At 51.1% G+C, this 22,548-nt stretch carries 17 protein-coding genes and 1 pseudogene; 6 read left to right on the top strand and 12 right to left on the bottom strand.

The genetic code is table 11. From position 1 onward, the window contains the following. Positions 1 to 331 precede the first annotated feature (331 nt). The 12 genes and pseudogenes from AC0LWT_RS19285 to AC0LWT_RS19230 form a co-directional block, all read right to left on the bottom strand. Positions 332 to 1,246: a carbohydrate ABC transporter permease gene (locus AC0LWT_RS19285; RefSeq protein ID WP_474682887.1), complete on the bottom strand. Its 915-nt coding sequence runs from the start codon at positions 1,244 to 1,246 to the stop codon at positions 332 to 334. A 19-nt stretch (positions 1,247 to 1,265) separates the two neighbouring features. After that, positions 1,266 to 2,240, bottom strand: coding sequence for an ABC transporter permease (locus tag AC0LWT_RS19280; RefSeq protein ID WP_474682886.1), 975 nt, complete (start codon positions 2,238 to 2,240; stop codon positions 1,266 to 1,268). A gap of 122 nt (positions 2,241 to 2,362) precedes the next feature. Beyond that, the gene (locus AC0LWT_RS19275; protein WP_474682885.1) at positions 2,363 to 4,048 is read right to left on the bottom strand and encodes a type 2 periplasmic-binding domain-containing protein; all 1,686 of its coding nucleotides are present in this window, start codon (positions 4,046 to 4,048) and stop codon (positions 2,363 to 2,365) included. A gap of 160 nt (positions 4,049 to 4,208) precedes the next feature. Further along, the gene (locus AC0LWT_RS19270) at positions 4,209 to 5,753 is read right to left on the bottom strand and encodes a response regulator (RefSeq protein ID WP_474682884.1); all 1,545 of its coding nucleotides are present in this window, start codon (positions 5,751 to 5,753) and stop codon (positions 4,209 to 4,211) included. 20 nt (positions 5,754 to 5,773) lie between these two features. Then, positions 5,774 to 7,567 (bottom strand): sensor histidine kinase, encoded by a 1,794-nt coding sequence (locus AC0LWT_RS19265; protein ID WP_474682883.1) that lies wholly within the window; start codon positions 7,565 to 7,567, stop codon positions 5,774 to 5,776. Then, a complete protein-coding gene (locus AC0LWT_RS19260; RefSeq protein ID WP_474683030.1) occupies positions 7,564 to 9,120 on the bottom strand; it encodes a response regulator transcription factor in 1,557 nt (518 codons plus the stop codon). Before AC0LWT_RS19260 ends, AC0LWT_RS19265 begins: the two co-directional genes overlap by 4 nt. 141 nt (positions 9,121 to 9,261) lie before the next feature. Continuing rightward, a complete protein-coding gene (locus AC0LWT_RS19255; RefSeq protein WP_474682882.1) occupies positions 9,262 to 9,957 on the bottom strand; it encodes a carbohydrate ABC transporter permease in 696 nt (231 codons plus the stop codon). Positions 9,958 to 10,172: 215 nt separating this feature from the next. Beyond that, entirely contained in the window at positions 10,173 to 11,153 is a 981-nt protein-coding gene (locus AC0LWT_RS19250) for an NAD-dependent epimerase/dehydratase family protein (protein WP_474682881.1), read from the bottom strand. Beyond that, a complete protein-coding gene (locus AC0LWT_RS19245; RefSeq protein ID WP_474682880.1) occupies positions 11,150 to 11,725 on the bottom strand; it encodes a TetR/AcrR family transcriptional regulator in 576 nt (191 codons plus the stop codon). The genes AC0LWT_RS19250 and AC0LWT_RS19245 overlap by 4 nt, the downstream gene beginning before the upstream one ends. A gap of 252 nt (positions 11,726 to 11,977) precedes the next feature. Beyond that, on the bottom strand, positions 11,978 to 12,259 hold the full coding sequence (locus AC0LWT_RS19240) for a hypothetical protein (protein WP_474682879.1): 282 nt from the start codon (positions 12,257 to 12,259) through the stop codon (positions 11,978 to 11,980). Positions 12,260 to 12,407: 148 nt separating this feature from the next. Further along, positions 12,408 to 12,857: pseudogene (locus AC0LWT_RS19235) on the bottom strand (IS66 family transposase); the annotation flags it as partial. A gap of 152 nt (positions 12,858 to 13,009) precedes the next feature. Then, positions 13,010 to 13,609: a TetR/AcrR family transcriptional regulator gene (locus AC0LWT_RS19230; protein WP_474682878.1), complete on the bottom strand. Its 600-nt coding sequence runs from the start codon at positions 13,607 to 13,609 to the stop codon at positions 13,010 to 13,012. Positions 13,610 to 13,831: 222 nt separating this feature from the next. Here AC0LWT_RS19230 and gap point away from each other — a divergent pair, with 222 nt between their 5' ends. The 6 genes from gap to cydC all read left to right on the top strand — a co-directional run bounded on the left by gap (position 13,832) and on the right by cydC (position 22,343). Continuing rightward, positions 13,832 to 14,842, top strand: coding sequence for a type I glyceraldehyde-3-phosphate dehydrogenase (gene gap, locus AC0LWT_RS19225; protein ID WP_474682877.1), 1,011 nt, complete (start codon positions 13,832 to 13,834; stop codon positions 14,840 to 14,842). A 40-nt stretch (positions 14,843 to 14,882) separates the two neighbouring features. Further along, positions 14,883 to 16,256, top strand: a complete 1,374-nt coding sequence (locus AC0LWT_RS19220) for an MFS transporter (RefSeq protein WP_474682876.1) — start codon at positions 14,883 to 14,885, stop codon at positions 16,254 to 16,256. 176 nt (positions 16,257 to 16,432) lie between these two features. Next, on the top strand, positions 16,433 to 17,797 hold the full coding sequence (locus tag AC0LWT_RS19215; RefSeq protein WP_474682875.1) for a cytochrome ubiquinol oxidase subunit I: 1,365 nt from the start codon (positions 16,433 to 16,435) through the stop codon (positions 17,795 to 17,797). Then, a complete protein-coding gene (locus AC0LWT_RS19210; protein ID WP_474682874.1) occupies positions 17,797 to 18,810 on the top strand; it encodes a cytochrome d ubiquinol oxidase subunit II in 1,014 nt (337 codons plus the stop codon). Before AC0LWT_RS19215 ends, AC0LWT_RS19210 begins: the two co-directional genes overlap by 1 nt. A gap of 60 nt (positions 18,811 to 18,870) precedes the next feature. Then, positions 18,871 to 20,619, top strand: coding sequence for a thiol reductant ABC exporter subunit CydD (gene cydD / locus AC0LWT_RS19205; protein WP_474683029.1), 1,749 nt, complete (start codon positions 18,871 to 18,873; stop codon positions 20,617 to 20,619). Further along, on the top strand, positions 20,616 to 22,343 hold the full coding sequence (gene cydC / locus AC0LWT_RS19200) for a thiol reductant ABC exporter subunit CydC (RefSeq protein WP_474682873.1): 1,728 nt from the start codon (positions 20,616 to 20,618) through the stop codon (positions 22,341 to 22,343). The genes cydD and cydC overlap by 4 nt, the downstream gene beginning before the upstream one ends. Positions 22,344 to 22,548: the final 205 nt, after the last annotated feature.

The raw sequence follows: 22,548 nt of genomic DNA, 5'->3' as shown, positions 1-22,548 counted from the left end.
TCCGCCCTGGCGCGGCCGCGTCGCCGACGGCCGCGCCAGCTTCGCGCCTTTGGGCGGCTTCGGTGCACGCCAAACACACGGGATACCCTCCCGGTTATCCCGGAATGCTCCCCCGACGCGCACCTCTCCCACGTGCGGCGCCGGTAGAAAAGCCCCGGCCGCAAAGGCCGGGTCTGCTTCCGGTAGCTGCACTTTCACGGAGCCACGCCTTCACAGGTTCACGCTTTCGCGAATTCACGCCTCCGCGGGCTCACACTTTGACGGGCTCACCCCTTCACGAAGCCACGCTCCCACATATTCCCCCCCTTCACGAAGTCACACTTTCACACGTTCACTCCTTCACGCTGCCTACATGCAAGCCGACTACGAAGTATTTTTGCAGGAACGGGTACACGAACAAGATCGGAGCGGCGGCTACAATCGTGATTGCGGCCCGGATCGATACCGGCGTCACCATGCCGCTTGCCGTATCTTTGGTCATTCCGGCTCCGTTGACCAGGTTCGGATCGCTGTTCGAATTCAGCGTCGATGCGAGCAGCTTCATCAGCTCGTATTGAAGCGTGCTCAGATTCTGCTGCGAGGACGCGTACAAAAACGTATCGAACCATGTGTTCCACGAACCTACGGCCACGAACAGGGCGACGGTGGCGAGCACCGGCTTGCAGAGCGGGAAAATGATTTGCATGAAAATCCGGAAGTCGCCCGCTCCGTCCATTTTCGCCGATTCCACTAGACTGTCCGGCAAAGTGCCCATGTAGGTGCGAATGACAATCAGGTTAAACGCGCTGATCATGGACGGCAAAATGTACACCCAGAAGCTGTTCAGCAAGCCAAGACCTTTGATCAGAAAGTAGCCCGGAATCAGCCCTGCGTTGAAATACATCGTCAGCACGAAAACCAGCGTGATCGGCTTGCGCCAAATGTACTCCTTGCGGCTGAGCGCATAGGCCAGCATGGTCGTCAGAAAAATGTTGAGTGCGGTAGACAGAATCGTTCTGGACACCGAGATGAGAAATGCGTGATAAACGGTGCCGCTGATGAAAATGGCCTTGTAATTTTGCAGCGTCCATACGCGGGGCCATAAATAAATGCCGCCTCTGATCGAATCCATCCCGTCATTGAGCGATACGGCGATCGTGTTTAAAAACGGATACACCGTAATGGTGACGAGCAGAATCATGAATATGGCGTTGGCCGTATTAAACAAAACGGGCTCAATGCTGCCCGGCCTTCCTGGTCTCGCCATGACGGCCCCTCCTTAAGCTTTATAAAAGCCGCTCTTCTCCCAAACGCTTGGCGATCCAGTTGGCCATCAGCAGCAGGGTGACGCTGACAACCGTTTTGAACATGCCCCCGGCGGTCGCCATCGAATAGTTAAACTGGGAGATGCCGTATTTCAGCACAAAAATGTCGATCGTTTCCGACCAGTCCGCAACCAGGCCGTTGCCAAGCAAGTATTGGATTTCGAAGCCTGCGTCCAAAATATGGCCGATAGACATGATCAGCAAAATGACGAATGTCGCTTTAATGCCGGGCAGCGTGATGTACAGCATCTTCTGGTAGCGGTTGGCGCCGTCCATATCGGCCGCCTCGTAGAGCGACGGGTCAATTGAAGCGATGGCCGCCAGGTAGATGATCGTGTTCCATCCTACTTCCTTCCACACGTTGGAAGCGCCGACTATGCCCCAGAAATATTTGCCCTCGCTCAGCCACAATACCGGCTCATCGACGATATGCAGCTTGAGCAGCACGGTATTGACGATGCCGTCGTTAATCGACAACGAAGTCGCTACGATGCCTGCGGCAATGACCCACGACAAAAAGTGCGGCAAATACGAAATCGTCTGCACCACCCGCTTCATCAACATGTTCTTGATTTCATTGAGCAGCAGCGCCAGAACAATCGCGCTGAAGAAACCGAGAACCAGATTGATCAGGCTCATCCCGATCGTATTGCGCATGACCCGCAGGAACGTATCGTCCGTAAACAGGAATTTGAAATGTTTCAATCCGACCCATTCCTGATTGAAGATGCTTTTGGCCGGCTTGTAATTTTGAAAAGCCATCAGCCAGCCCCAGACCGGCACATACGCAAAGATGATGACATAGATCAGGAGCGGCACCGACATAAAAATAAGCTGCTTTTGACTTTTGATCGTTGTCCAGTCGAACATGCTTTTTCCGGCTTTCCGGGCAGCAGATTCTCTCTCTGCGGCCCGGCTCGTTAGTGTCTCAGCCATATGGTTCTCCTCACTCCATCCTTCTCTCCAATTGCCGCCTGCAGGTTAAGCATTTCTTGCACCGCGCGTTTCTCCCGGCGCCCGGTGCTTCGCTGCATGACGGCGATCGGTCGACCTTCCTTTTACTTGCTCCAGTTTTTAAGCCTCCACTGGATTTGCTCGTTGATCCGGTCCTCGTAAGCCTTCGGATTCGCCTTGGCGATCTGTGCGACGTATTCGTCCCAGACGGCGTCGAACTGATCCGGCTTCGACAATACGGCCTTCGGCAAATACTTGGTTGACAGGTCGTCTATCTTGGTGTTGGCGATTTTGGCCGGCGAGCCATCGACCAGATTGATCGTCCAGGCCGGGTAAGGCACGGGATTTTCCGGCGGTTCGCTGAAAAAGTCAACATAAGTCTTGAAGCCGTACGCATTCAGCACCTCTTTGTCATAATCCTTCAAGCCCGCCAAATATTCTTCAGGCTGATTGCCGGGGGAAGCCGCGTTGCCGTCCGGGAAGCTGCCAACGGTATCGATTTTCGGCGCATATCCGAAGAAGGCGTCCGCTTTGTTGGCGAGCTTCCAGGTAGCGTCGGTGGACTTATCCCGCTGCTCCTGAGTTCTGGAAAATCTCCCTTTGGCGTCAACCTGATAATCCTCTCCCGGGATGCCCCAGATCAAAATTTTCTGCCATTCATCCGTAACTATAGTATCGAACAGCTTGATAATTTTGACCGGGTCCTTGGCCTTGACGCTGATGCCGAAGCCGTTGTTCAAATTGAGCGCCGGACGATCCAGGTAGTAGTCCTTGGTGCTTGTGTCGTATACAAGCGGCAGGCCGACGTATTCCCGCTCGTACTTTTGCTGGGTATGCAGGGCCTCCTCCGCCTTCTGGAAGTTCCAGTGCTGATCGAACATGCCCAGCACGTTGCCGGCCGAAATTTTGGCCATATACTGGTCATAGTTCTGCACGAAGGCTTCCTTGTCGAGCAGCCCCTCCTGATTCACTTCGTTCAGCTTCTTGTAATATTTCTTCGCATAATCCTTGTCGGCGAAAATGGCCGCCACATTGTCTTTCACGACAACCCCGCCGTCGTTCGGATGGCCGATCAGATGCTGAGGCGCGTTCAACAGTCCCCACTTGCGCCAGTCGCTGTTCAAAATCTCGAACCCGACAGTCGGCTTGCCTTCGATTTGCGGATATTTTTCCTTATATTTTTTGATCAAAGCAAAATATTCGTCCAGCGTTTTCACCTTCGGAAAGCCGAACTCCTTGAGAACCGCCTTTTGAATCCAGAAGGCAGGTCCTCCGTACCATGTAGTTTGCATTTTGCCGCTGATAACGCCGTAATTCGGCAGTACATAAATGTGCCCGTCTTTCGGGTCCTTCATCTTGTTCCAGTAAGGCGCATAGAGCTTCTTCAAATTCGGAGCATGTTTCTCGATCAAATCCTCAAGCGGGATATAAGCGCCCGCATCGATAAACGTCGTATTGCCGGTCAGCAGATCCGGGTAATCCCCGCCCGCCACCATGACGCCCATTTTTTGCTTGGAGTCGCCCGCCAGGAAATCGAACTTAAACGTGACGCCCAGCTTTTCCTTCATCAATTTATAAATCTTGTTGTCCGGCGTAGGCTGCTGCTGCGATTCTCCGATGTAAGCCGTCACTACGAACGGTTCTACGCCGCCGTTCTGCCCAGCCGCAGCGGACGACGATCCCGTTCCGGCCCCATTGCTTGACGAATTACTGCATCCGGCGAGCAGAGCGCCAAGCGCCAGTACCGCAATGTTCCCGGAGATGAAAGCAGATTTTACTTTTCCCCCCATACTTGCACCCCTTCAGTGATATCGTATTACAAATCAAGGTTGTAAACCCTTTCATGTAACCCCTTTCATTATAAAAAACGAACCCCTTCGCATACAATTTCCCAATTAAAGAAATATCCTGAAAAAATATAGATCGGCTTGGAGATTTCCGGCTGCCTCTCTACTGCGAGCTTTTCCTGTAAAGATTCGGCTTCATCCCAAGCCGCTTCTCAAATTGCTTGAGGAACTTGTCGTAATTGGCATAGCCCAGCCGCTCCGCGATTTGATACGACTTCAGGTCCGTTTCCCTGAGCAGCCGCTTCGCCTCCCCGATTCTCAGGTCGTGCAAATATTCGTTGAAGCTGACCCCGTTTTTTTTGGCAAATAATTGGCCCAAGTAGACCGGATGCATGTAAAATTTCTCCGCGAGCCCCTTAATCGTCAAACTCTCGCAATAATGGCTTCTGATGAAGCTGTTGATCACATGAACGATGCCGATCGACCGGTCGCGCTGCAGCGCCTTCAGCTCCTCCAAAGCGTCCGCGCAAAAGCCTCTGAGCAAACGGAGCATTTCAGATAGCGAAAGCGCCCTGCTTTGGAGCGCCCTTATATCGTGCTTGTGCAGCAAGCTTCCAAGGTTGCCGTCCATTTCCCTGATCAGACTTGCGCTCCTGTACACCAAATGGATGACGATCATCTTCACCATCTCCGGCACCAGCCGCTTTTCTTGAAAAGCTCGCTCGGCCGCATCGATTTCGGCGTTCATCCTGCTTTCGTCCAGGCCCTCCAGAGCGTCCAAGATGCGGTGAGCGTGCCGAGTTTCCTCAAAGTGGAAGCTGGACTCCGCATTCCCGCTCTCGCCATAGACAAGCACGCAGGGCCGCTCGCAAAAAAACTTGCCGTCCATAGCCGCCCGCGCAGTCAAAAAAGAACTGTGCAGAGCCGCCAAGCTCTGCGACGGCGAGCCCGCGGCCACAAACGAGCCCGCGGCGGCCTGCGGCAGCAGCGCCTGGAACAGCGTGTGCGCGCTCTTTTGCAGCCAGCCGCCGCTTTCCCGGCCGCTCCCGATAACGACGCAGAGCTCCGGCATGCCGAGCTCGATCAGAAACGCCGGCTGCCGCGAAGCCGCGATATGCTGCCGGACCGCCTCTTGGACGGCCCAGCGGCGCGTGTCCTCGGCCTCTATGAGCAGGCAGGCCCACTCTGCGCTCCTGCCGGACAGCTCGCGGAGCGGCTCGGGAGGGCAAGATTCATCCCCTCCTCCGTACAGGATCTCCGCAAGCTGCGCGGCCGTCTCCTCTTCGTCGGCGATGGCCCGCATTTGCCGCAGCTCCGCCTCCGCCTCCAGCTCCAGCGCGATGCCCTGCAGCAGCTCCTCAGCCTCCTCGGCGATAAGCGGCTTGAGCATATAATGGCGAACGCCGAGCTGCATCGCCCGCCGAGCATATTCAAATTCGCCGTATCCGCTTACAACGACGAATTTCACAGGGGTTTCCTGCCTCTTTTGCACCTCGGCGATGAGGCTCAGGCCGTCCATCTCCGGCATTCGGATATCGGTTACGATCAGATCGACGCGGAGCCTTTCGAGCAGCTCCACCGCCTCCGCTCCGCTGCAGCACGACCCGCAAATTTGAAACCCGAGAGCCTGCCAGTCGAGCATCAGCCCAAGCCCTTCAAGTGCCCGCGGCTCATCATCCACCAACAGCACACTAAACAATGCGCACATGCCCCTTTCCTCTTTCGTTTTCAATGCGTGAGATGCAGCAGGGGAAGCTCGAAAAATATTTCGGTTCCCTCATTCGGCGCACTGTTGATGTGAAACCGCACCCGCTCCGCATAATAAAGCTTCAGCCGCCGGTAGACGTTGCGGAGGCCGATATTCCCGCTCACCTCCGACTCGCTGGTCATATTGATCATCATGTTCCTGATCGTATCGCTGTCCATGCCGATGCCGTTGTCGCGAATGCTGACTTGGAGCTTGTCGGCTTTCAGCCGGATGGAGATGCGGATCAAGCCTGGGCTCTTGACCGCCTGGAGACCGTGCTTGCACGCATTTTCGACGAGCGGCTGGATGCTCATTTTCGGAATCTTGCAGGCGTAAGCCTCCTCATCCACCGCAAACTCGTAGCTGAATTTATCGCCGAAGCGGAATTTTTCGATTTTCAAATACATCTCGGTAAACAGAACCTCCTCCTCCAGCGGCACGAGGTCGTCCTTCCAGCTCAGCAGCCTCCTTAATATTTTGGACAGGCTTTTGATAATTTCCGTAATGTCGGAGTAATTGTTTTTCGTGCATACCACAAGCATCGCATTCAAGGTGTTGAATAAAAAATGCGGATTCATCTGGCTCTGCAAATAATTGAGCTCCGCGCGGATGCGTTCCAGCTCCAAGTCCTTCTTTTGGATTTCCAGCTTGTAGACATCGTTAATGAGGGAGTTGATTTTGGAGGTCATTCGATTGAAATTGCGGATCAATTCGCCGATTTCATCCCGGCCTTCGTTCAATTCGATCAGGTCGAATTTGCCGTTATTGATCTTCTCCATGTGTCTGGACAAACGCTTGACCCTGTAGTGGTACGAACGCAGCATGACAGCCGTCAGCACGGACGTAATTAACATGCTGGCGGCGGCAAGCAGCACGATAAAGCTGCGCGATTCCTGCAGCGCATTCGCCATTCTGGCCGTGCTCGCGAGACCGACGACCCTCCAGCCGCTCATATAGGAAGCGCCGCCAAGCGGCCGTTCAAACAGCATGCTGTCGCTCGCGGCATCCGGCCGGTCGCGCTCAAAGACGGCGTACGCCTCATTTTTATCGGTCTGATACCCTTCTTTGGAGGAAATGACGATCCGGTTATTTTCATTGACCAGGTACAGCTGCATGTAGTCCTTCTCGCGTGACAGGACATCGTAAAATTTGTTCAGATTCAGATCGATTTTCAGTACTTTGGCAAACAGATTGGCATCGCCGAACGATTCCAACCGGGAAATAATGCTTAGATGCGGAACATAATAGCCGTATTTATTGGGATCGGCATCCCTGTAGGCGTATAACAGCACCTTGCCCGGGGAAGCGGCAAACCTTTTGTACCATTCGCTCCGCACGACGCTTTCGTCCAGCTTGAAGTAGCTCCCGCCGGTTTGAATGCTTTGGTTTGATGTGTACACGCTGATTTGGTCGATTTGCGTATTCACCGGCATGAAGTGGGTGACCTTGTCTTTGAGCAGGCTGTTGTACGCATCGTAAAATTCCACCGGGCTTCCGTACGTCTTATCCAGAGCTTCGTACAGCATGCGGTCCGTCGCCACCGCGTGATTAATGGCTACGGCCCCTTCGATCAGCCCATTCAAATCCTTCATCGCTCTGTCCAGGGAAATCTCCAGGTTTTGCTGCTCCCTGGCTTTAATGTTCTGAGAGATTCGTTCGAAGAACAAAATATTGATGACAATGATGGGAAGCAGGACGCAAAGCAAATAAATGGACATAAATTTGTAGCTGAGCGGGATGTCGTTGACTTTGTTGAAAAGATACGGATTTCTCATTCAGAAGTTTCCCTCCGCGATTGGGGCTGTTTGGCGGATTCCGCACGATTCGCTGTCATGTAGGAAGAGGGCAGTTCATTTGTAAGCGCTTTAAACTTTCTTGTAAAATAATCGGTATCTTGGTAGCCGATCCTGTCGGACACCTCCGATATGGTCATCGAAGGGCGTCTTAGCAGCCTCTTGGCTTCCTCAATCCGCTTGACGTGGATATATTCGTTAAACGGCATGCCGGTCGTTTTCTTGAACAGCTGGCCCAAGTAAACCGGATTTAGCTGAAATTGCTCTGCAACCGTTTGCAATTGCAGCTTTTCATTGTAATGCTTATTGACATAGTGAATAAGCTGCGGCATTTTATTGCTCGCGTTCGTCCGGCGCCACTCCTGCACATGCAGCGCGGAATAGCCGCATAGCTCAAGCACTTGGCGCTCAAGCTGCGGCATGCTTTCCAAACGCTCGCGGCTGCCCAGGGACAGCAGCTCCGGACCAAACACATGAATGTCGGCAGTCATATCCGACACCATGTTCATCAGCTCCAGCTTCAGGTTCTCTACGAACAGCTTCACCGTTTCCATGGACGTCCGCCTTTCGCCGAACTTCACAAAAAGCTCGCGAACCCGGCAGCGGATTTCTTCTGTCCGGCCATTATCGATGTCCTGAAGCAGCGGCTTCAAGTCCGAATCGCTGATGTCGACATCGCGCTCCTTGCTTTGCGCTCCTGAAGCCTGTTCATACACATCTTGGATAAACTCGATGCCGTGCCGGCTCTCGCTCGCATAAACGGCAATCGGGCTTCCCGAAAAAAGAGACGATTGGTTGGACAGAAGACCGGCGGCCACCTGCTGCGATCCCGCTTTGCCGCGGACGATCAGCGCAAGCTGCCCGATACCGTCCGCAAATAGGCAGAGCAATTGCCCCGGAAAATGGGCCGCAAGCCAAGCTTGAACGTTATGTTTCCAGGCGCGCAGCTCACTGTCCCCGGCTTTGCTCCCCGTCTGCTTCACCACAATACAAGCAATTTCCTCCCGGTCTCCGACGCCGAGCAAACGTTTGACGCAGCTGAGGGTCCTCACATCGGACTTCCCTCCCAGCATGCGCTGAATAGCGCGGTTCAACCAGAGCTCCCGCCCCCGCGAAATCCCCTCCGTCCGTTTCATCTCATCGGCAATTTCTATATGAAGCTTCAAAAGGACCTTATCGATCTCTTCTTCGTCGATCGGTTTCAAAATATAGTTGCTCACGCTGTGGCGCATGGCTATTTGAGCGAAATTAAAATCTTCGTGGCCGCTAAGGATTATAAACTTGCGAGGGGCATTCCGGAGTTGTTTGGATTGTTCGATGAGCTGCAGCCCGCCCAGGCCAGGCATTTGAATATCCGTCACGACGACATGCGGACAGCGCTTGCGGATGAAAGCCAGCGCTTCTTCGCCGTCCGTCGCTTCCCCGCAAACGCGAAATCCGCGCTTTTCCCAATCCACCATCAATTTCAGACCTTCAAGTACAAGCGGCTCATCATCAACCAGCAAAACGTCAAGCAGCGGAACCCGAACCGTCATCTTCACATTTTCCACCTTTTCGTCAATTTCCCATATTTAATCTTGCAACATTCATTATAGCACAGTGCATCCGCTGCTTGACATGTGATGGATTTGCTTTTTTTCGGGTTATTTGATGATGAATTTGATGATGATTTCCTCCTATCCTTTCACTGCGCCTGCGGTCATCCCGTCGATGAGAAAACGCTGCATAAATATAAAAAGAATGACTATCGGGATCACTGACAACACGGACGCCGCCATAATGCTGCCCCAGTCTGTCGTATAGAGCCCTTTAAAAAGGGTAATTCCCGGCGTGAGCGTCCTGTGCGCTTCATCGTTAATGAACACAAAGCCGAACAAAAACTCGTTCCAGGCGTTCACGAAGGCGAACAGTGCGGTTGCAATCAGGCTCGGGATCGATACCGGAAGGATGATGCGAAATATGATGTTCATCATAAGCAGATACAGAGGAATGAGCAGCAGCACGCCCGGAACCATCTGCGACAACAGTATGGTCACGCTGACCGCCTTGACCCCGCGATAAGAGCTGAAGCGGCTTAGGGCATACCCGGCAAAAATCGAAATCATAAGCGACAAAACCGTTGTTGTTGCGGCCATATACAAACTGTTGCTAAAAAAAGTTACAAATTTGGATTCCAGCAGGACGCGGGAAAAATTGCCGAAGGTCGGGTGATTGATCGCAAACGTCGGTTGGCCGGTCCGCACTTCATTCAGCGGTTTCAATGCCGTATCCGCCATCCACAAAAACGGAAACAAACAGTATGCCGCAAGGATGACCAGTACCGTATAGGTCAACGCTTGAAGCCAAAGCTTTTGACTCTTGCTCATCAGCATGCCGAAACTCTCCTCCTATCTATACGGCTCTCTTTTTCTTGACTGAAAGGCTATAATAAGCAAGGAACGCGGCCATCCGTCCCCTTAGTTATACATAGCGATGAGTTACAGACTCGGCTTGCCGCCACGGCTTCGATGCTGTCTGCCACATCGACAAAAAGAGCAAGTCCAGAGAACGACTAGCCGGCGATTGCCGTCGTTCGCCCTCCAAAGCACTATCGTCGAGCAGATGGTTCCTCATAGCTTTGCAAGCCGGCGTCGCGCAAAGTTCTTCCGACATAGCCCAACTCTCGACGTGCAGCGGCATCGTTGACTGTGAACTCACGCCCGATCATGCGTATCATCGAGCGTGAGATCGGCGGATCGCCGTCTTTCCGCGTGACGGCCCAGATAGTGTCGAGCAGCCGGCCAATGGCAGAGGCAAGCCAGTAGGGCATCGAACGCAGCTTATCGATGGACAGGCCCTGCAAGTTCGCGAGCGAGGAGACGAACTCACGGAAAGTCTGCCCTTCCTGGTCTTTGATGAAGAAGGCATGGCCGCCTTCTCCGCGTTCAAGAGCGCATTGTATGGCTTCGACTACATTGTCCACGTGGCAGGTTGCAAAAGCGTAGTCGCCGCGGTCGATGAAGGCGAACTGTCCAGATCTGACTGCTTCGGGAAGCGCTCGACTAAACGGATCACCAGGCCCCCAGATAGCCGGTGGGCGGAGCGCGATGGTGCGAAAGCCGGGTTTGTTGGCTGCCAGAACCAATGGCTCGGCCCATGCCTTGCTCGCCAAGTAGGCGGAGAAGTGGTTCGAGAAAGTTGGCGCGCTTTCATCGGCGTCGCGGATGGGCGTACCGCCATTATCCATGAGGATCCCCGCCGCGCTGATGTAGACGAATGTCTTCGCACCGGCGGACTCAGCTGCCTTCAACAAGGCTACGGTGCCATCGACGTTGGTACGGAAGAAGGGTTCGCGAGGCCCTGAGAAGCGGAACAGGGCGGCCGCGTGCACAACCGTATCAATCACCGGCAATATGAGTGGCGTGTTGCTTTCGAGATCGGCATCGACTGGCGTCGCACCCATGGACTTGAGTTTGGCGTGAGATGATGTGGAGCGTGTGAGAGCGAAAATCTCGTGACCGTCCTCCACGAGCTTCGTGATCAGGCGGCCGCCGAGCAGACCGGTGCCTCCCGTGACGAGAATTTTCATTGTGTTCGTCCTTTCTGTTCGGGATTTAGGATGGACCGTATGGCGCCCTCGCGGATTTGCTCCAGGACCTCAGAAGTGGGTGGCACCACCTTGCGTAGCCGAGCTGTGACGTGAAGTAGGGATGCAGCATTCGCAGACGCCCACATGAGATCGGCAGCCACCTCCACCGTCGGCCTGAGCCGGCCCTCAGCGGCGATGGCCGCGATGCGTTGGATCAGGAACGCAAAGGCCTGCTCGGCGGCGGGAATTTCAGCGTCGTCGAGAACGCGGCTCATCATCACCGCGTAGAGCCGTGGACGAGCCGCCGCGAAGCGCACGTAATCGTCCCAGCCCTCGCGTAGCGCCATCACCGGATCGGAGGATTGGGTGGTAGTCCTTTTGCTTTCGAGAAACTGTGCAAATGCTTCCGTAATGGCGGCGCTCAGAAGGCCGTCGGCGCTGCCGAAGTGATGGTACAGCGTCGGTGCGGTCACCTTCGCAATTGCGCAGACGGAGCGTGTCGAGAACTGTGCCTTGCCCTCTTCCTCGAGAACTTGTAAAGCCGCATTGAGCAGAGTGTCGTGTGTATTCATGTGACCAATATAGCACAGCTATATTGGTTCGTCTATAGCGATGCTATATTGGTGCCGATACCCTCCTGACATCCGATAAAACCCCAGTTCCCGACGCGACTGCATCCGTTTCCCGCACGGACGCTGAAAATTCCTCTAGATTCAGATGGTTATGGCAAACACAGAGTGCTCATTTTTATCGAGCGCTCCCGCCATCAAAGACTGGCACAGTATGGCATGCCGAAGGTGGTTGGCCCGTAGAAGCGGCGTTCTCTATGCGGCATGCTGGTGGCCGACATCTTCCTGCAGCGGTGAAATAATCGTTGCCACGATTTTCCCACCTATACCGGGAATGGATTCGATAATCTGATACTCTTCAATCTCAACAGCGAGTGCAGCTATCTCACTTTCGATGGCGGATAGATGCTCTTTGTATTGAAGAAGCATCTGAATATAGGGCTTTATTGACGTGCCTGTCGAAAAGGATTCCGTATAGCAGCCGCAATGAGTTTCTTCGCTCTGTCTACAGCCTAGTTCCTCGAACGACTCGGACACAGTAATTCAAATCTGTTTGCCAAGTCAGCTTCATACACGTCAAGAACAGCTTGTGCTGTCGGGAATTCAGATAAGAGTTTCAGCGATAGGAACGTCAAATAGGCCCCACCTAGCAGCCAGATGGGAGCCCGTGTATGATGGATGAAGATTATGGCGTGCGGCAAGTGACCGGAAGTGATAAAGACCACGGCATAAACGGTTCCAAGGCCTGCGGTGCTTGGAGATCGGGAAGTTGCGGCAATTGTTCGAACAGATCGATCTCCAAACGTCCGTCCTTCAGGAATGCCGTCAGCTTGTCCCACTGGTTCAGGCTGTACGCTATCGCCTGACCGATCAGACTTTTGGGCATAATCCGGGACTTCTGTTGACGCAGCCATGTCTGGTACGCTTCTAGCACCGGACGGCTGCTTTCTTCCCGGGCCTTGTATCGTTCCTCTGGCGTCGATTCCTTCAACTCTCGTTCAATTGCAAAGAGCTGGTTGCAATACGCCAGCCCTTGGGCCGCAACGGTTTCCGGATTGCCGTTGGCTTCGGGAGCGGCTTTGAGCGCTTCGTCATACTTGCGCCGGGCATGTGCCCAGCAGCCAACTAGCGTCACACCCTATGGTTTTCGGTTGATTGTGAGGACTTAGACGTACCGGATCGGTAAAGTTCCATTTCCAAAATCAAATTCGGAACTACGTTCAAATCCTTGGTGTTACAGCATTCGATTATACCCAGTTCTATTCCGATGTGCCAGTTCACCACAGTTTAACTGGTCTTTAAGCAGCATTGCTGCAAATAGGACGAGAAGATTGTTATATTCATTAGCATGTGCTTGTTATCCCCATCCAACTTGCTTAACAAAATGCCTCCCTCCAACAAAGAAAATGCAAATGAAGCAAGCGCATCCGAATCCAGATCTTCCTTAAACTCCCCTGCTTTAATCCCGTCACGAATAATAATTTTCATCATATCCAAAACGTTATTCAGCCCTTGCCTTGCTTGATCACAAAGCTCCGAATGAGTATCGTCACTTTCTACAGCCGTATTTTGCATGGGGCATCCGCCAATAAATGGTGGATTGTTGACAACATCTTCATAAACACGAAAAAAAGCAATCAACCGACCTGACGCGGACTGCTCTTGATCGACCGCCTCAGAAAATTTTCTGGTGACCAAACTGGCAGCGTAATTGTATGCTTCAAGCGCAATCTCGTCTTTACTGGCAAAATGTCGATATATGCCCCCCTTCTTGATTCCGGTATCGGCAATAATATCATTTAGCGATGTACCGGCATATCCTCTCTGGTTAAAAATTTCAGCCGATTTCATAATGATATGTTCCCGTGTTCTGTCCCCTTTTTTCATGAGCTCCTCCGTATGAACCTTATTCTAACCATTTATTATAAACAAATTATACACAATTCCGACCTTGCCATTCACTAGAATTATGCTAATATAAAAGATACCGATCGGTACCTTTTATTTTAAAACAAGACGGTCCAGAATGAAATAGCGTCGAGCCCATTTTGATTTCATGACAGGCATTCGCCTGTTTGGAATAAATAAAACTTATAGGGGGATTTTTCAATGACAGTAAAAGTAGGCATTAACGGTTTTGGACGGATCGGACGACTCGCTTTTCGCCGAATTCAAGATGTGGAAGGCGTCGAGGTTGTAGCAATTAACGACCTTACGAACGCTAAAATGTTGGCTCATCTGCTCAAATATGATACAACGCAAGGCACTTTTCACGGTGACATTGAAGTCCATGACGGAACCTTCAAAGTAAACGGGAAAGAGGTTAAGGTTCTGGCTACGCGGAATCCTGAAGAACTTCCATGGGGAGAGCTTGGGGTTGACATCGTTCTCGAATGTACAGGCTTCTTCACCACGAAAGAAAAAGCCGAGCTTCACCTGAAAGGGGGAGCGAAGAAAGTCGTCATTTCCGCCCCTGCTACAGGCGATATGAAAACGATCGTATACAACGTTAACCACGACACGCTGGACGGAACGGAAACGGTTATTTCCGGTGCTTCCTGCACAACGAACTGCCTAGCCCCTATGGCTAAAGCTTTGCACGATAAGTTCGGTATCCAATCTGGGCTAATGACGACAGTTCACGCTTATACGAGCAACCAAAACACGCTTGACGCTCCGAATCCAAAAGGCGACTTCCGTGCTGCGCGCGCCTCTGCGGAGAACATCGTTCCCTACTCCACCGGTGCCGCAAAAGCCATTGGTCTGGTTCTTCCGGAACTGAAGGGTAAACTGGATGGAGCATCCCAACGTGTACCTGTACCAACAGGCTCCGTGACTGAGCTCGTTGCCGTTTTAAATACCACGGTAACGGTCGAGGAAATTAACACCGCTATGAAAGAAGCGTCCGATCCGGAAACTTACGGATACACGGAAGACGAGATTGTATCTTCCGATGTTAAGGGGATGACATTCGGATCACTTTTTGATGCCACTCAAACAAAAGTTCTGACGGTAGGGGACCAGCAACTGGTGAAAACCGTAGCCTGGTACGATAATGAAATGTCTTACACGGCTCAATTGGTTCGCACTCTGGAGCACTTCGCTAAGATCGCTAAGTAAATAGCTTTCCAAAATCAAAAGATGAAAGAAGGAAAATTCCATGAAGGACGCACTCCACAACACGAAGGTCGAGAAAAACGAAGTGCTCCTTCTTTCCCATGAAGGCGTCCTAATTACGTTGCTTTGCATTACCGTTGTGTTGGTCACTATGAATACGTCCATGTTTAATTTGGCGTTAAACGATTTAAACCATTCTTTTAACTTACCATCATCCATCGTTTCGTTGACGGTCACCGGCTATTCTATCATGTTCGCCATCTCCTCGATCACCTACAGCCGGTTGTCTGATTTTGTTCCGTTGAAGAGGTTGTTCGCCATTAGTCTGGTTTTGACAGGAGGCGCGTCGGTTGGGGCGATGCTGAGCAACCATTTCTGGGTGCTGCTTGCGGCCCGCGTTGTGCAAGCTGCCGGTGCCGGTGCGGCGCTCTCCTTGTCCATCGTGCTTCTGACCCGTTATGTACCGTTGGCGCGTCGGGGAAAATCGATGACGTTCATCATGTCCTCAGTATCACTGGGGTTTGGACTTGGTCCTGTGATTGGTGGCTTGGTGGTGCAATATCTGGGTTGGAAATATCTTTTTGCAATTACATCCTTGCTGTTGTGCATTGCCCCACTGCTTGTGCGGTATATTCCAAAAGAGTCGCTTCCCAAACGCCCTTTTGATTTACTGGGGGCATTGACTTTGAGCGCCGGTACGGCGGGTTTGTTGCTATTTTTGACCAACTATCATCCCATTGCCTTGTTGATCGGAATCTCGGGACTGCTCTTCTTTTCTCTGCATATCCGCCGAGCGAAGCACCCGTTTGTGCTTCCGTCGTTATTGGCTAACAGAAGCTATCTTGTGCTTGCCTTAATCGGGGTCTTGTCCTATTTATGCAACTTTGCCACGCTGTTTTTGTTGCCGCAAATGCTATTGAAACATTTTGATTTGAGCGCAAGTCAGGCCGGTTTTGTTATTTTTCCGGGGGCTATTTTGTCCACACTGCTATCAAGAATGATCGGGGCAATGATCGACAAGCGGGGAAACAGCAGTATGTTGCGCACGACTCCTATACTCGTACTATTGACGGCCGTATTGTTTGCAGGAGTGGGTACCCAATTTGGGGTAGCGAATGTGTTCGTGTACATGCTGATGAGCTTAGGCTTTGCTATCATCAGCAGTAGCGTTTCAAACGAAATTTCGTGCATGTTGCCCTCTTCTCAAATTGGCTCAGGCACGGGATTGTTTCAACTGATGCAGTTTATCAGCGGCGCATTTAGCATTGCCATTTTGTCTAGCGCAATGGAATGGCAAGAGCACCTTCCGCCTAGCCATGCGTATGCAAACCTATTCTGGGGACTAGCCGTGGTAGCGGTTTTGGCCAATTTATGTGCTTTTCTGTACGTGAGACGACTAGCCCAAAGTGCCGTGTAGCTTTCTTCATCTCATGCAAGGTGAGCTGAAACGTTATCGGTTTCATCAAGTTGTCAGAAAGAATTGATCCTTTCTTGAACGAATATGGGAGAAGATGTGACCGCGATTGAACTGCTGGAGGACAGAGATATAATCAACTCAAATAACAAATCGCTTTGGAAGGGAGGCAGTAAGGAATGGGAATTGATACGGTACTATGGAGCAAGCTGGTGACAGGAATGACACTAGGGTTCCATATGATATTCGCGACGATTGGTGTCGGTATCCCTCTCATGATCGCGATTGCTGAGCTCACCGGCATCCGCAAGCAAGATTCTCACTACACACTGATGGCTAAGAGGTGGGCGCGGGGGTTTGTTATATCCGTCGCAGTCGGTGTCGTAACAGGCACGGCAATCTCACTGCAACTGGCATTGGTGTGGCCGAATTTTATGAAGTTGGCGGGGAACGTTATTGCGCTTCCGTTATTCATGGAGGTATTTGCATTCTTTTTTGAAGCTATCTTTCTAGGCATTTATCTGTATACGTGGGATCGGTTCAACAACCCATATATTCATTGGCTGCTCACAATCCCCATTGTCGCAGGGGCAGGCATGTCTGCTGTTTTTATCACGACTGTGAATGGTTTTATGAACCAACCTGGGGGATTTACCATACAAGGTGGACAATTTACAGCCGTTAACCCGGTGCAAGCGATGCTGAATCCGGCGACGTTCTCCAAAGTGTTCCATGGATTAAGCTCGGCCTATCTCACAGGAGCAGCTCTGCTAGCAGGAATAGCAGCCTTTACGATGCTTAGAAAGGGCGTTACGGGATATCACAAAAAAGCACTGAAGCTTATGATGACTGTTGTCCTGTTGTTCGGCGCGCTAAACACGTTTGCTGGAGATGTGTCCGCCAAATTTTTGGCCGAACACCAACCAGAAAAACTGGCTGCCGGGGAATGGCATTTTGAGACCGAGAGCGGTGCGGATTTGATTTTATTAGGATGGCTTAATGCCGAACATAAAATTATAGGCGCACTTCACCTGCCGAAGATTCTCAGCTTCCTGGCTTTTGGAAACTTCAACGCGAAAGTAACAGGTCTGAATGAATTTCCTCCGGATGAACAACCTCCGCTCCTTGTACATTACTTTTTTGACTTGATGGCTGGCATCGGGTTTGCATTGTTGGGCATATCCGTTCTGTATTTCCTATTTACATTCTGGAAAAAACGCAATGAGCACAATAAATGGATGCTCCGCATTATTGCTTTAGGCGCGCCGCTCGCATTTTTGGGAGTCGAGCTGGGCTGGTTTTACGCTGAGTTGGGGCGGCAGCCGTGGATTTTACGAGGATATATGCGTGTAGAAGAAGCGGCGACGACATCGCCAAGCGTGAGAATTCTTTTTTTCCTCTTCCTTCTTCTTTACATCGTATTAGGCGTAGTTAGTGTTCTTGTTCTTCGGCGCTTATTCAACAATAATCCGGCAGAAACTGAGATGGAGGAGTGGGCGCAGCATGCGGGCGACAAGAGGGCAGGGAAGGGAGCGCATGCCTGATGAGTTACGATTTGATTGGGATTTCGGTACTTTGGCTGTTTTTGTACGGGTATCTTATTATAGCCTCCATCGACTTTGGAGCCGGTTTCTTTGCCTTTTATGCCCGCCTGACCAAGCAGGACCACCTCATTAATCGTCTGATTTCTCGTTATTTGTCACCCGTATGGGAGATCACAAATGTATTTTTTGTCTTTTTCTACATCGGCATGATCGGATTTTTTCCGGATACAGCCTATTACTATGGCTCGGCGCTGCTTGTTCCGGGGAGTATTGCAATCGTGCTGCTTGCTATTCGCGGTTCGTTCTATGCATTTGAAAACTATGGTTCCAAAAATAATATCGTCTATCTGTTTTTGTACGGCGCATCGGGTTTGCTGATCCCGGCTTCGTTGTCCGTGGCGCTGGCCCTGTCTGAAGGCGGCTTTATCTTGAAGCAGGATCAGACGGTTTCTCTGGATTACTGGGCTTTATTTACCAATCCATTGTCGTGGAGCATCGTTGGATTGGCGATTGTGTCTGTCTTGTTTATTAGCGCCTGTTTTCTGGCGTTTTACGCTTCACGGGCAGAGGATCAAGCTGCGCTAAAGCTTATGCGGACCTACGCGCTGTTCTGGAGCACACCGACGATTATTATCGCCCTGACGGCCTTTATCTATTTGGGGCAACACAATGAGCGACATTATCAAAATATGATGGATTTATGGTGGCTGCTTGCACTTTCTGTTGCCTTTTTCATGGTTGCGATGTGGCTGTTATACCGCGGCCGCCGCTATGGGTTAGCATTTGTTTGCATCATGCTGCAATTTTTCTGTGCCTTTTTCGCTTACGGGATCGGGCAGTATCCCTATATTCTTGATCCCTACATTACGATTCAGAGCAGCGTCACCTCATCCTCAATGGGCTTCGCGCTGGTTGTCGTATTTATCGGGGGCATGTGTCTGTTGATTCCTTCCCTTATTTTGGTTTTCAAGCTGTTCCTGTTCGATGCAGATTACGTGAAAGGGAAAAAGTAGGCTGATTACTCGCAGGCTATTACCATAAAGGAGTTGAGTTTGGTGAAAGGGAAAAGAAGCATGATCGCTGTACAGATGACCGCCCAACGCAAACGTCTCATTTACCTGACATTCATCTCACTCGCACTAGGCGCCGCTATTGTAAGTCAGGCTGCGTTGCTGGCTGAAGCCGTCCAGCGGATCTTTGTGGAGAAAGCATCTTTTTCATCGGTTGCCCTACTGCTCGGCATCCTACTGGTCGTGATGGCGATACGTACACTGTTGTCATATGGGAACGGGACAGTTGGTTTGCAAATGGCAGCAACCGCCAAAAAAAATATGCGAGCAGCCGTGCTTCAGAATTTTACGCATGCTTCCATGCCTTCCTCTCTTCGAGGGCAAACGGGGGGGAAGGTCAGTATGGCGCTGGATGCTGTGGATGAGGCGGATAGTTATTTCAGTCAATACATGCCGCGTATGGTGGAAACGGTCATTATCCCCGTTCTGATTTTAGTCGTTGCGTTTACCCAACATGCCAATTCAGGGATCATCATGCTGGTTACGGCTCCGTTTATCCCGATTTTTATGATTTTGGTGGGGCTGAAAACGAAAAATAAATCAGAAGAAAAGTATGCGCAGTTGGCCGAGTTTGCCGGTACATTTCTAGATTCCCTTCAAGGGCTCGTTACGTTAAAAATATTCGGACGGGCCCGCCGTCAGCAGCAAGAAATCGAACGCAGCAGCTTAAGATACCGTGATGCCACAATGGATATTTTGAAGATTGCGTTTACGAATACCCTCATGCTGGAATCGATTGTGATGCTGAGCATCGGGATTGTTGCTCTCGAACTGGCTATTCAGATGCTTGTCTTCAAGTCGATGTCGTTTCGCACGGCCTTTTTTGTTTTGTTGCTCGTGCCCGAGTTTTACAGCTTACTAAAGAGTTCGGGCACAGCTTTTCACAATGGGCGAACCAGTATGGGGGCGATTAGCAAGGTTGAAACCATGCTCACAGAAACGAACGATAGAAACGATCTGAAAGATCAGCCGGTAGGGCTCCTGACATTCCCGAAGAAGCTGTTTCCAATGCCGCCCTCCATTGAACTGGACAATGTCCGGTTTCAGTATGCACCTGACTCATTTGAGCTGAATACAGGTTCGATCATAATTGGACCAGGAGATCATATTGCCCTTGTTGGTCATAGCGGATCCGGCAAAACAACCTTGCTCCATCTTATTGCTGGATTACTAAAACCGGCGTCGGGGACCATTTTAGTGAATGGAAACCCGCTTACTCAACAGAATGAGACGATATGGTTCGAACATATTAGCTACATTACACAGCATCCTTACATTTTTGCAGGTACCTTCGCCGATAATATCGCGATCGGTGCCGGGCGGAAGGTCTCCAGGGCTGAAATTGAGGTGGCGGCTGCGGACGCGGGTCTTTCGAAGGTTGTATCCCAACTGGAGCAGGGATTTGATACCCTCGTCGGTGAAGGCGGTAGAGGACTTTCCGGTGGGGAAAAGCAACGACTTGCCGTAGCGCGGGCTTTTTTGAAGCGACCCTCCATTATTTTGTTCGATGAGCCGACCGTCGGACTCGATCTTCATACCGAGGGCATCCTGCAACGTTCGATTGCAACCTTGGCAAAATCGGCGACGATGATTACGGTGGCTCACCGATTGTATACCATTCGACATGCGGACAACATTTTGTTTATGGACCATGGCGTCCTAGTGGGCTCGGGACATCACGACGAGCTTATGAAACGCCTGCCTGCGTATGCAGAGATGGTCGATGTCCAACGCAAAGGGGTGCCGGGATGAACGAGTTGGCTATTTTGTCTCAAGCTATGATTCGGGAGCGCAAGGATATTATTCTTTCAATTTTAGGCGGATTTGTCGCCGGCATCGCTGGTGTGGTCCTCTTTTCTGCGAGCGGATATCTGATTTCGCAAACGGTGTTTGCACCTCCGCTTTATACGCTGATCGTACTTACTTCGTTGGTCAAGCTGCTTGGCTTACTTCGAGCGGTGAGTCGTTATGGCGAGCGCTTATATTCCCACCGAGCGACATTCTCTATGCTTAGCCGTTTGCGATCATCCTTTTTTGCCAAGCTCATTCCTTTAACGCCAGGCATTTTAAATAAAAACCGAAGCGGGGATCTGCTTGCGCGAATCGTTGGGGATGTAGAGAGTTTGCAGCACTATTTTTTACGCGTCGCGTATCCGCCGATCATTGTTGTCATGGTGTTCTTGACGACAATGCTGGCTACCGCCTCCTTTTCTTTCTGGATGGCTTGCTTGATGCTACTCGGTATGCTGGGAACCGTATTGGTCGTGCCGGGAATCGTATTGCTAGGATATCGGAAAATCAATGGGCATGTTCGCAAGCAGCGGGCGCTGTTGTCCTCGGAAGTAACAGAGGTGTTGTATGGTTTCCGGGATCTTAAAGTTTATGGGCAGCTTGCGCAGCGGGAACAGCAACTCCGCCAAGCATCTGCTGCATTGGCAGCCGAGCAGCAGCGAGCGGCCGGACAACTGCTACGTGGACAATCGATGCATGCCTTTGTCACATATCTGATTTCCTGGGGGGTGTTGGCACTTGGTGCTTATCTGATATCGGATGGAACGCTAGCTGGCGTATATCTGGCTATGCTTGTCATGGCCTCATTAACTGTATTTGAAGAAGCAGCGGCTATGGCCACGTTGCCAGCATATAAGCAAGATAGCGAACATGCAGCCAAGCGGCTGACGGAAGCAGTATTAACTCCTACCATGCAGCCGGTGCAGCCAAGTCGCGCGTTGAATACCAACCATGCCGTTTCTATTGAGTTATCCGGCGTTTCCTTTCAATATGAAGGGGAGTGGAGGCCGGCGTTGAAGAACTTTTCGTTGCAAATTCCACCAGGATCCAAAACGGCGATTGTTGGACCTAGCGGTTCAGGAAAGTCCACGCTGATTGAGTTGTTGCTCAAGCTGCGTACGCCGACGGCCGGGGATTTGCGACTGAACGGCATATCGGTACAAGAGCTGGAGGAGTCGAGCATTTGGAAAACGGCTAATGTCGTGCTGCAGCAAAGCCATTTTTTCCGAGGAACGATCCGAGATAACTTGCTCATGGATGCTGAGGACCATTCTGACAGCGACCTGTTGGATATCCTAGCTAATGTGCAATTGCCGACCACTTCATTAACCGACCCCGTGTACGAAAAAGGAGAAAATCTATCAGATGGCGAAAAACAGCGATTGGCCTTGGCGCGGGCCATGCTTCGCAATGGAAAGCTATGGCTGCTGGATGAGCCGACCTCTTCGCTGGACTATGTGACAGAGCAACGTGTTTTGGCACACTTATACGAACAAGCATCCGAAAATACGCTTCTACTGATTTGTCACCGGCTTAACGGTTTGGAAGGAATGGACAGAATCGTCGTTATGGAGCAAGGAAGGGTGATCGAAACGGGTTCGTATTCCGAGTTGATGGAGCAAAACGGCTATTTTTATAAGATGAAACAAATTGAGTTACAATTAATCGACGAAACGGGGGACTAAGCATTTAATTTCTGATTTTTTATTGAATACGGAAAACGTAATAACGCTCGATCCGCTATATTCGCCAATAATGTCAATAATTTATTACGGCGAGCCAATTAAATATGTCTTAAAAAGATCTATAATATGTCATTGACACTGAATGGTCATATTTTTCGAGGAAAATAACTACTTCGGGCCATTCGACTAAACACATAAAACGCGA

It is taken from the genome of Paenibacillus sp. sgz302164, assembly GCF_056120505.1.
This window is presented reverse-complemented; position numbering and strand designations above follow the sequence as displayed.